Raw genomic sequence first — 10,092 nt, 5'->3', positions numbered from 1 at the left:
CATATCTGGCGTTGACTTTTGGCACGCTGTTGAGTTCTCAAGGAACGGACGCTTCCTTTGTACTCACCCTCTCGGGCTTTCCTCCGGGCGCTTCCCTTCGGTGTTTCATTTTGTCTTGCTGTGTTTCGTTCTTGCGTTTCCGACTCTATCAGACTCTTTCGTGTCCGATTTTCCTCGGTGCCTTTCAGGTTTCCGCTCCGGCCTTTCGGCTTTCGCGTTTCCCTTTCCGGCGAGTCCGACTCTACCAGATCCTTTCGGGCCTGATTCCCAGTCAGCGGGGCTTGTCTTCCCGGCTGTTGGGCCGTTCCGACGAGTGAGACTTTAGCGGAATCCTGGCTCCCGATCCAAATCGGGGCGTCCTTTCGAACGCGGATTCCTCATTTCGCAAAAGCGCATGAAAACGAGCAGACGACGGGGCATCGAAGATGACACGGCATCGATCGTTTGAATGGTTCTGTTCTTGCGGAATGGCTGCCCGGGGACCGACCAGGGGTCGGCGCTCACGTCGGGCAACTCGGAGAACACTACGTACGCGGTCTGGGCGTGTCAACCCTGGTACATGGCGTCCCCGGCTGGCTACTGTAGGAGGCGTGACAACGCATGCGCACACCCAGCTGTGGTGGGCCGCCTGACGGCGGCCGTACACACGCATGTACTCAACGGCTGCCGACTCGGCGGCCGTTCTTGTTTCTCCCCCTGGAGGACCCGGAGCCCGGTCGGCGGGCCGGCGGTCCTGACCAGGAGGCGGAGAGATGACGAGGATCTTCAGCGGGATCAAGCCGACGGGGCATCTGACCCTGGGGAACTACCTGGGCGCCGTGCGCCAGTGGGCAGAGGTTGATCAGCACCGCGCCGAGTCGCTGTTCAGCATCGTCGACCTGCACGCCCTGACCGTGGACCACGATCCCGGGCGGGTGCGCAGGCTCAGTCGGCAGGCGGCGACGCTGCTGCTCGCGTCGGGGATCGATCCCGAGCGGGCCACCGTGTTCGTACAGAGTCATGTGGACGAGCACGCCCGGCTCTCGTATCTGCTCGAGTGCGTCGCGACGGACGGCGAGATGCGGCGGATGATCCAGTACAAGGAGAAGTCCGCCCTCGAGCGGGCGCGCGGCGGGAGCGTGCGGCTTTCGCTGCTCACCTATCCCGTGCTGATGGCGGCGGACATCCTCGCCTACGGGGCGGACCAGGTGCCGGTCGGTGACGACCAGGTGCAGCACGTCGAGCTGACCCGGGATCTGGCGGTGCGGTTCAACCAGCGGTACGGAGCCACGTTCGTGGTGCCGCGGGCCACGTATCCCAAGGTGGCGGCCAGGGTCATGGATCTGCAGGATCCGACGTCGAAGATGGGGAAGTCCGGCGATGCCGGGGCCGGGATCGTCTATCTGCTCGACGAGCCGGACGTCGTACGGAAGAAGATCATGCGCGCTGTCACGGACAGCGGGAGCGAGGTCGAGTACGACCGGGAGGCCAAGCCGGGGATCTCGAACCTGCTGGAGATCCTCGCGTCCTGTGAGGGTGGGAACCCCGAGGGCTTGAGCGGTGTATATGAAACGTACGGGGCTTTGAAGAAGGACACCGCCGACGCCGTGGTGGAGGTGCTGAGGCCCTTGCAGGAGAAACACAAGGAGCTGGTTGCTGATCCCGCGTATGTGGAGGAGGTGTTGCGGCGGGGAGCTGAGCGGGCCAGAGCGATGTCCAGGCCGACGGTGGACACCGCCTATCGCGCGATCGGCCTGCTGCCGCCGGTGAACGAGGAGCTGTAGGCGGCGCGAGGGCTGGGCAGGGGCGGTTGACGTGTGCCCCTGCCCGGGAGGTCAGCTGTTGTTGCCGGAGGCCAGCTCGCGGCTGCGGTCGCGGGCGGCTTCGAGGGCGGCGATGAGGGCTGCTCGTACACCGTGGTTCTCGAGCTCGCGGATGGCGTTGATGGTGGTGCCGGCCGGGGACGTGACGTTCTCGCGGAGCTTGACCGGGTGTTCGCCGCTGTCGCGGAGCATCACGGCGGCGCCGATCGCGGCCTGGACGATCAGGTCGTGGGCCTTGTCGCGGGGCAGGCCGAGGAGGATGCCGGCGTCGGTCATGGCTTCGACCAGGTAGTAGAAGTACGCCGGGCCCGAGCCGGAGAGGGCCGTGCAGGCGTCCTGCTGGGTCTCGGGGACGCGCAGGGTCTTGCCGACGGCGCCGAAGATCGCTTCGGCGTGGGCGAGGTGCGTCGCGGTGGCGTGGCCGCCTGCGGAGATGACGGACATGCCCTCGTCCACGAGGACGGGAGTGTTGGGCATGACGCGGACGACGGGGGTGCCTGCGGCGAGGCGCTCCTCGATGAAGGAGGTGGTGATGCCGGCGGCGGCGCTGATGACCAGGCGGTCGGGGGTGATGTGCGGGGCGAGCTCGTCGAGGAGGCGGCCCATGTCCTGCGGCTTGACGGCGAGGATGAGGGTGTCGGCCTGCTTGGCGGCGTCGGCGTTGCTGACGGGGTCCACGCCGTAGCGGGTGCGCAGTTCTGCGGCGCGTTCGGAGCGGCGGGTGGTGACCAGGAGGTCGGCGGGGGCCCAGCCGGCCCGGATCATTCCGCTGAGGAGGGCTTCGCCGATCTTGCCGGTGCCGAGGACTGCGACGGGCTGGGGCATGTGTGGGTCACCCTCCGGGTGCGGTTCAGCGGGGATCGTTCTGGTCCGGTCATCCTCGCATTGGTGGGTCAGGCCGTGCGGCGGCGGAGGGTGGCGGCGCCCAGGGCGAGGACGAGTACGGCGCAGCCCGCGACGATCACGGCGTCGCGAACGAAGTCGCCGGTGACGGAGGAGTGGCGCAGGACTTCGTTCATGCCGTCCACGGCGTACGACATGGGCAGGACGTTCGAGATCGATTCGAGGAGCGGCGCCATCTTGTCGCGCGGGGTGAACAGGCCGCAGAGGAGGAGCTGGGGGAAGATCACGGCCGGCATGAACTGGACGGCCTGGAACTCGGAGGCCGCGAAGGCCGAGACGAAGAGGCCGAGCGCCGTGCCGAGCAGGGCGTCGAGGAGGGCGACCAGGAGCAGCAGCCAGGCGGAGCCGGTGACGTCCAGGCCCAGGGCCCACAGGGCGAGGCCGGTGGCGAGGACGGACTGGATGACGGCGAGGAATCCGAAGGCGAGGGCGTAGCCAGCGATGAGGTCGCCCTTGCCCAGGGGCATCGCGAGGAGGCGTTCGAGGGTGCCGGAGGTGCGTTCGCGGAGGGTGGCGATGGAGGTCACCAGGAACATCGTGATGAGGGGGAAGATGCCGAGGAGCGAGGCGCCGATGGAGTCGAAGGTCTGCGGGCTGCCGTCGAACACGTAGCGCAGGAGCAGCAGCATCACGCAGGGGACGAGCAGCATCAGCGCGATGGAGCGGGGGTCGTGGCGGAGCTGCCTGAGGACACGGGCCGCGGTGGCGAGGGTGCGGTGGGTGTTCATCGGGGGCTCCTGGTGGAGGTGTCGCCGGTGGTGCTGGTGGAGGTGGGGGTGGTGTCGTCGCGCTTGGCGGTGGCGATGGCCTGGTCGACGAGGTGGAGGAAGGCGGCTTCGACGGTTTCGGAGGCCGTGCTGGTCCGCAGAGCCTCCGGGGTGGCGTCGGCGAGGAGCTCGCCTTCGCGCATGAGGAGGAGGCGGTGGCAGCGTTCGGCCTCGTCCATGACGTGGGAGGAGACGAGGATCGTGGTGCCCCCGGTCGGCGGCGATGGAGTGGAAGAGGTTCCACAGGTCGCGGCGGAGTACGGGGTCGAGGCCGACGGTGGGTTCGTCGAGCACGAGGAGCTCGGGGGCGCCGAGGAGTGCCACCGCCAGGGAGACGCGGCTGCGCTGGCCTCCGGAGAGGTTGCCCGCGAGGGCGTCGGCGTGGGTCGTCAGGTCGACGTCTTCGATGGCTCGGGTGACGTGGTCGTGGCGGCGGCGGGCGGCGGGGCCTCGGCCGGGGTCCAGGACGGCGGCGAAGTAGTCCAGGTTCTGGCGGACGGTGAGGTCGTCGTAGACGGAGGGGTGCTGGGTGACGTAGCCGATGCGGGAGCGGAGGGTGGGGGCGCCTGCTGGTTCGTCGAGGACTTTCAGGGTGCCGGTGACTTTGGCCTGGGTGCCGACCGTGGCGCGCATGAGCGTGGATTTGCCGCAGCCCGAGGGGCCCAGGAGGCCGGTGATCTGGCCCTTCGGGACGGTGAAGTCCAGGGAGCGGAGGACTGTGCGCAGGCCTCGGACGACGGTCAGGTCCCTCGCCTCGATGGCGGGCGGTTCCTCGGTGGGCGGTTGCTCGGTGGGTGACTCCACCCTATTCATCATGTGATGAATATTGCTCCTCCGCCGCAGGGGTCGTCAAGGGTCGGTCCGGTATTCAGGAGTGGGGTGGGCCCGGGGCTCCGGGGGCCGTCTTGGTCAGGCCTTCTTCTTCTTGCGGCCCGGGTTGCCCGTGCGGCGGGCCGTGCGCTTCGCGTACTGCTCGCGGGCGGCCTCGTACTCCTCGCGGTGGAGCTTCTCGCCGGGGGCCTCGGTCAGGGAGCGGAAGAAGTAGGCGAGGAGGACGCCGACGAAGCCGATCGTCATGAGGCCGCGCATCGACGACTGGGACGCCGGGTCGTGGCGGCGGGTGAAGCCCTCCCAGGCGCGGCGGAAGGCGATCGCGCTGCAGATCGAGAACATGACGAGGACCAGGAAGTTCACGAACGTCCCCACGTCCGCGACCGCCATGCCCTCGTACGCGAAACGCAGCACGAAACAGCCTGCCGCGGCCGCCAGCAGCGAGCCTGCCGCGACGCCCGCTCGGCGCGCGCCGTAGCCGTTGTCGTGGTCGACCCAGGTCGTGCCGAAGAAACGGAGGGGCTCGGGCTGCGGGCCGGGGGCCGTCGCCGGTGTCGCGGCTGTCGCCTGCGTGCGGTCGGGGGTGCTCGAATCTGCGCTCACCCTTCGAGTATCGCCCGTGGTGGCCGCCGGGCGGGTGCAGGGCGTGGCGGGGCGGGGCGATCTCGACGCGTGGGAGGGGTGCGGGGTGGGTGCGGGGTGGGCGCGCCCTATTCGTCCCCCGCCTTGCCCTCCCCTACCACTTGGCGGCTAGTTTGGGTTGCAGGACAGATAAATGGGCGCGTGCGAAAACTGATGCAGGTGGGACGGGGAGGTCGGGAGAGTGTCGCTCCGCGGAGGTGACCCAGCTGAGATCGGCGGCTATCCGCTGGAGGCGCGTCTCGGCTCGGGCGGCATGGGCACGGTCTATCTGGCGCGTACGGCATCCGGGCGCCCTGTCGCGATCAAGCTGATCCACCAGCAGTTCGCCGGGGACGAGGAGTTCCGTATCCGCTTCCGGCAGGAGGTGGCGGCGGCGCGGCGGGTGAGCGGCGCGTTCACCGCGGCCGTGGTCGACGCGGATCCCGAGGCCGAGCACCCCTGGATGGCGACGGCCTATATAGAGGGACACACCCTCGCCCAGCACATCGCCAAGATGGGCCCGCTGACGGGCACCGGCCTGCGCACGCTCGCCATCGGACTGACGGAGGCGCTGCGCGACATCCACCGGGTGGGCGTCGTGCACCGCGACCTGAAGCCGTCGAACGTCGTCCTCTCGCCCGAGGGCCCGCGCGTCATCGACTTCGGCATCTCGCGCGCCGCGGACCAGCAGACGCTGACGATGACGGGGCGGGTCATCGGTACGCCGCCGTTCATGTCGCCGGAGCAGTTGCAGGCGCCGCGCGGGGTCGGGCCGCGGTCCGACGTCTTCTCGCTGGGCACGCTGCTGGTGTACGCGGCAACGGGGCAGGGGCCGTTCGACGCGGACAGCCCGTATATGACGGCTTATCAAGTGGTGCATGAGGCACCGGAGTTGAAGTACGTTCCGGCCGCCCTGCGCGCGGTGGTCGAGCCGTGCCTCGACAAGGACCCGGACGCGCGGCCGTCGGCCGACCGGCTCCTCGAACTGCTGCGGGATCTTCCTGCCGAGCTGGGGGACGCGGAGAGCGCGCCGGGCAGTCGTACGCGGGACACGGATACGCAGCATCACCGGTCGTCCACGGCCACGCGGGTGGCTGCCGCAGGGACGAAGGACAGCGCCTCGCTCGACGGGGCCGGTCACGACGGGACCGGTCACGACGGTGGCACCTTCAGCCGTCGTCTGCGGCGTCGTTGGCGTCCCGTGCTCGCCGCCGCCGTCGCCGTGGCCGCGATCGGCGGCGGTGTCGCGGCGGTGACGTCCGGCGGTTCCGACGGGCCGGGCAGCGGCCCCGGCAAGGACGGCAAGGAACGCAGCGTCGCGGCGGCCGCCGAGCTGCCGACCGGGTTCAAGCCGTGGCAGAAGACGGTGCAGGGCGGTCGCAAGGACATCCCGGACGAGCTGCGGTGCGTGGCCCGTAAGGACGACGCGCTGTTCTGTGGCGGCGGTGGCGTCGTCGCGACCCGGATCAGGCCCGCCGACGGCTCCCGCGTCTGGACGGAGAAGAGCCCCGGCGTTCCCGTGCAGGGCATGCATCTGGTGGGCGTCACCCACGACACGGTCATCGGCTACCGCTTCGCCGCCGAGGACCGTCCCCAGGATCCCCGGACCGAAGTGGTGGCCCTCGACGCGGACTCGGGCGACGAGCTGTGGTCCGAGCCGTCCGGCGCCCAGTCGATGGCCGTCACGGGCCGGTCGAACGACGCCGTGCTGTTCGGCTCCGCCGTCGTCACCGTCGACGCGGCCAACGCGCGCTTCGAGGCCCGGGACGCGCACAGCGGCAAGGTCGCCTGGAGGACGCCGTTCCCTACGGGCTCCAAGTGCGCCCCGGTTCCGGCGGGGGCCCGGCTGTACGCGATGTGCGCGCCGGAGGCCGAGTTGGCCGCGACCGAGGTGCGCACCCAGGTCCTGCGTACCGTCGACCGCTCGTCGGGGACGCTGGGCGAGGCCGTCGCCGTCAAGGGGCCCGCCGTTCCGATGGGCGTCGCCGGCGGTGACCTCGTACTCCTTCATCAGCGTATGGAGGGGCTTTCGGCGGTCGGCTACGACGGGGTGTCGCGGGTCGGTCCGGCCTCGCGGAAGGTGTCGTACGCGCGGCTCGCGAAGACGTATGCGGGGACGCCCGGCATGGCCGGCGGCACGCTCTTCGTGACCGGGCAGACCGGTCTCGTCACCGCGCTCGATCCCGCGACGGCGCGGCAGAAGTGGTCGCGGCAGACGAGTGTGGAGGGTGCTTCGGGGCCGGTGGCCGGGGGTGGGGCGCTGTACTTCAGCTCGGCGACCGGGCGGGTGGTGGCGCTTTCGCCGCGGGACGGGGAGCCGTTGTGGACGACGGGACCTCGGGCCGAGGGGCTTACGGGTGAGGTGGGGGCCAGTGGGCGGGTGGCTGTCGCCGGGGGTGTGGTGGTCGTGGCCGCGGCCAAGAACACGGTGTTCTCGTTCGACGCGACGAAGCCGCCCAGGTCCGGGTGACCCTGGGCGGCTTCGCTCGGCGCTTGTTCTCTTGGGTCTCGGTGTTCAGCAGCGTGGGGCCACGTAGCCGTCGCTGCCTGTGCGGACGTACGTGTCGGAGACGTAGCGGCCGCTGCCGATGCGGTCCCAGAGCTTTGATGTGCCCGTGGGGCCCGTGACCTTCTCGCCCGGCTTCTGGCAGTGGATCGTCACCAGGGTGCCTGCGGAGAGGCGGCCTACTTTGCCGTACGAGGTGCCTGGTCCTGAGCGGACGTTGACGTCGGCGGCTATGGCGTATGTCTTTGCCGCCGCGGCTTCGATTGCCTCTGCGGATTCTGGTGCGATGACGTTCTCGCTCATGCTTCTCTCCCCCGTGAGCGGTGGCTCGGGGCCACCTTGGCATGTTCGTCACTGGGTGGACGCGTGAGCGGGGTGGGGTGGTTGCGGAGGTCGGGATTCCTTTCCCCGACCCCGCCCCTTCCCGAAAACCGGCTCGGCGCCGGGGCCTTGCGCACCGTCGATCACCGGCTCCGCCGAGTTCGTCCTCAAACGCCGGACGGGCTGAAATACCCGTCCGGGCGGGGTGGGTGGGAGAGCCCTCGGGGGGCAGGAGCGCCGGGCAGGCGCGAAAGCCGGACCGGCTGGAAGGGCCGGGAACCGTGTCGGCCCGGACCGGTGTAATTCCGGTCCGGGCCCGCGGTCTCAGAGGTAGGCGTCTGCGCTAGCCCAGCTTCGTGACGTCTCGGACCGCGCCTCGGTCCGCGCTTGTGGCCATGGCCGCGTAGGCCCGCAGTGCTGCCGAGACCTTGCGTTCGCGGGACTTGGGGGCGTAGACGCCGGCCAGGGACTCGCGGCGGCGGGTCAGTTCGGCGTCGTCCACGAGGAGTTCGATGCCGCGGTTCGGGATGTCGATGCGGATGCGGTCGCCGTCCTCGACCAGGGCGATCGTGCCGCCGGACGCCGCCTCGGGCGACGCGTGGCCGATCGAGAGGCCCGACGTGCCGCCGGAGAAGCGGCCGTCCGTGACCAGGGCGCAGGCCTTGCCGAGGCCGCGGCCCTTCAGGAACGAGGTGGGGTAGAGCATCTCCTGCATGCCGGGGCCGCCCTTGGGGCCCTCGTAGCGGATGACGACCACGTCGCCTTCCTTGATCTGCTTCTTGAGGATCTTGTCGACCGCTTCTTCCTGCGACTCGCAGACCACCGCGGGACCCTCGAACGTCCAGATCGACTCGTCGACGCCCGCCGTCTTCACGACGCAGCCGTCCACCGCCAGGTTGCCCTTGAGGACCGCGAGGCCGCCGTCCTCCGAGTACGCGTGGGCCGCGTCCCTGATGCAGCCGCCCGCGGCGTCCGTGTCCAGGGTGGCCCAGCGCTTCGACTGGGAGAAGGCCGTCGCCGAGCGCTCGCAGCCCGGGGCCGCGTGCCACAGCTCGACCGCCTCGGCGGAGGGCGAACCGCCGCGCACGTCCCAGGTCTCCAGCCAGTCCTTGATGGACTGGGAGTGGACCGTGTGCACGTCCTCGTTCAGGAGGCCCGCGCGGTACAGCTCGCCGAGGATCGCGGGGATGCCGCCGGCGCGGTGCACGTCCTCCATGTAGTACGTGCCGCCGGGCGCCACGTTCGGGGCGACCTTGGCCAGGCAGGGGACGCGGCGCGAGACCTCGTCCATGTCGGCCAGGGTGTAGTCGAGCTCGGCCTCCTGCGCCGCGGCGAGCAGGTGCAGGATCGTGTTCGTGGAGCCGCCCATGGAGATGTCGAGCGCCATGGCGTTGTCGAAGGCGGCGCGGGTGGCGATGTTGCGCGGCAGGACCGAGGCGTCGTCGCCGTCGTAGTACCGCTTGGCGATCTCGACGACCGTCTCGCCCGCCCGCTCGTACAGCGCCTTGCGGGCGGTGTGCGTGGCGAGCACCGAGCCGTTGCCGGGCAGGGAGAGGCCGATGGCCTCGGTCAGGCAGTTCATCGAGTTGGCCGTGAACATGCCGGAACAGCTGCCGCAGGTCGGGCAGGCGTTCTCCTCGATGCGGAGGATGTCCTCGTCCGAGACGCTCTCGTCGACCGCGTCGCTGATCGCGTTCACCAGGTCGAGTTTTCGGACCGTGCCGTCCACCAGCGTGGCCTTGCCGGCCTCCATCGGGCCACCGGAGACGAAGACCGTCGGGATGTTGAGCCGCAGGGCCGCGTTCAGCATGCCGGGGGTGATCTTGTCGCAGTTGGAGATGCAGATCAGGGCGTCGGCGCAGTGCGCCTCCACCATGTACTCCACGGAGTCCGCGATCAGGTCGCGCGAGGGCAGCGAGTAGAGCATGCCGCCGTGGCCCATCGCGATGCCGTCGTCCACCGCGATCGTGTTGAACTCGCGCGGGATGGCGCCCGCCGCGGTGATCGCCTCGGAGACGATCCGGCCGACCGGCTGGAGGTGGGTGTGGCCGGGGACGAACTCGGTGAAGGAGTTGGCGACGGCGATGATCGGCTTCCGCCCGATGTCCGCGCCGGGTACACCGGAGGCACGCATAAGCGCGCGTGCGCCCGCCATGTTGCGGCCGTGGGTGACTGTGCGGGACCTGAGCTCGGGCATCGTCGCTCGCTCCTTCAGAGATCTCAGAGACATAAGAATCGACTGTTGTCGAGCGTACGCCGACGCTCCACGATCTGGACAGCCTGTCCGGATGGCGGGACGACCGTCTCGGTGAGCGGTTGTCGAGCGGTTGTCCCGGGCACT

7 protein-coding genes and 1 pseudogene are annotated in these 10,092 nt (G+C 69.8%); 2 read left to right on the top strand and 6 right to left on the bottom strand.

The window, feature by feature from the left end; genetic code table 11:
- Positions 1 to 752: 752 nt before the first annotated feature.
- Positions 753 to 1,763 (top strand): tryptophan--tRNA ligase, encoded by a 1,011-nt coding sequence (gene trpS, locus ACFUPX_RS19725; RefSeq protein ID WP_383323699.1) that lies wholly within the window; start codon positions 753 to 755, stop codon positions 1,761 to 1,763.
- Between the two features lie 51 nt (positions 1,764 to 1,814).
- Here the strand turns inward: trpS and proC are convergent, their stop codons facing one another.
- The 4 genes and pseudogenes from proC to ACFUPX_RS19705 all read right to left on the bottom strand — a co-directional run bounded on the left by proC (position 1,815) and on the right by ACFUPX_RS19705 (position 4,906).
- Positions 1,815 to 2,627 carry a pyrroline-5-carboxylate reductase gene (proC, locus tag ACFUPX_RS19720; RefSeq protein ID WP_383323696.1) on the bottom strand — a complete coding sequence of 271 codons (813 nt, stop codon included), beginning with the start codon at positions 2,625 to 2,627 and terminating at the stop codon, positions 1,815 to 1,817.
- 68 nt (positions 2,628 to 2,695) lie between these two features.
- On the bottom strand, positions 2,696 to 3,433 hold the full coding sequence (locus tag ACFUPX_RS19715) for an ABC transporter permease (protein ID WP_383323693.1): 738 nt from the start codon (positions 3,431 to 3,433) through the stop codon (positions 2,696 to 2,698).
- Positions 3,430 to 4,288, bottom strand: a pseudogene (locus ACFUPX_RS19710) (ABC transporter ATP-binding protein). The gene ACFUPX_RS19715 and the pseudogene ACFUPX_RS19710 overlap by 4 nt, the downstream one beginning before the upstream one ends.
- 93 nt (positions 4,289 to 4,381) lie before the next feature.
- Complete coding sequence (locus ACFUPX_RS19705) at positions 4,382 to 4,906, bottom strand: EamA/RhaT family transporter (protein ID WP_383323689.1); 525 nt, start codon at positions 4,904 to 4,906, stop codon at positions 4,382 to 4,384.
- A gap of 220 nt (positions 4,907 to 5,126) precedes the next feature.
- Between ACFUPX_RS19705 and ACFUPX_RS19700 the strand changes: the two genes are divergently transcribed.
- Positions 5,127 to 7,394 (top strand): serine/threonine-protein kinase, encoded by a 2,268-nt coding sequence (locus ACFUPX_RS19700; protein ID WP_383323686.1) that lies wholly within the window; start codon positions 5,127 to 5,129, stop codon positions 7,392 to 7,394.
- Between the two features lie 45 nt (positions 7,395 to 7,439).
- Here ACFUPX_RS19700 and ACFUPX_RS19695 read toward each other — a convergent pair whose 3' ends face one another.
- Both ACFUPX_RS19695 and ilvD read right to left on the bottom strand, forming a co-directional pair.
- Positions 7,440 to 7,733 (bottom strand): SH3 domain-containing protein, encoded by a 294-nt coding sequence (locus tag ACFUPX_RS19695; protein WP_383323683.1) that lies wholly within the window; start codon positions 7,731 to 7,733, stop codon positions 7,440 to 7,442.
- Positions 7,734 to 8,094: 361 nt separating this feature from the next.
- Entirely contained in the window at positions 8,095 to 9,948 is a 1,854-nt protein-coding gene (gene ilvD, locus ACFUPX_RS19690; RefSeq protein ID WP_383323680.1) for a dihydroxy-acid dehydratase, read from the bottom strand.
- Between the last annotated feature and the right edge of the window lie 144 nt (positions 9,949 to 10,092).

Source organism: Streptomyces sp. NPDC057302 (genome assembly GCF_042667685.1).
In the GTDB taxonomy this organism is placed as follows: Bacteria; Actinomycetota; Actinomycetes; order Streptomycetales; family Streptomycetaceae; genus Streptomyces.
The sequence above is the reverse complement of the archived record's forward strand: the minus strand, read 5'-3'. Positions and strand labels throughout refer to the sequence as shown.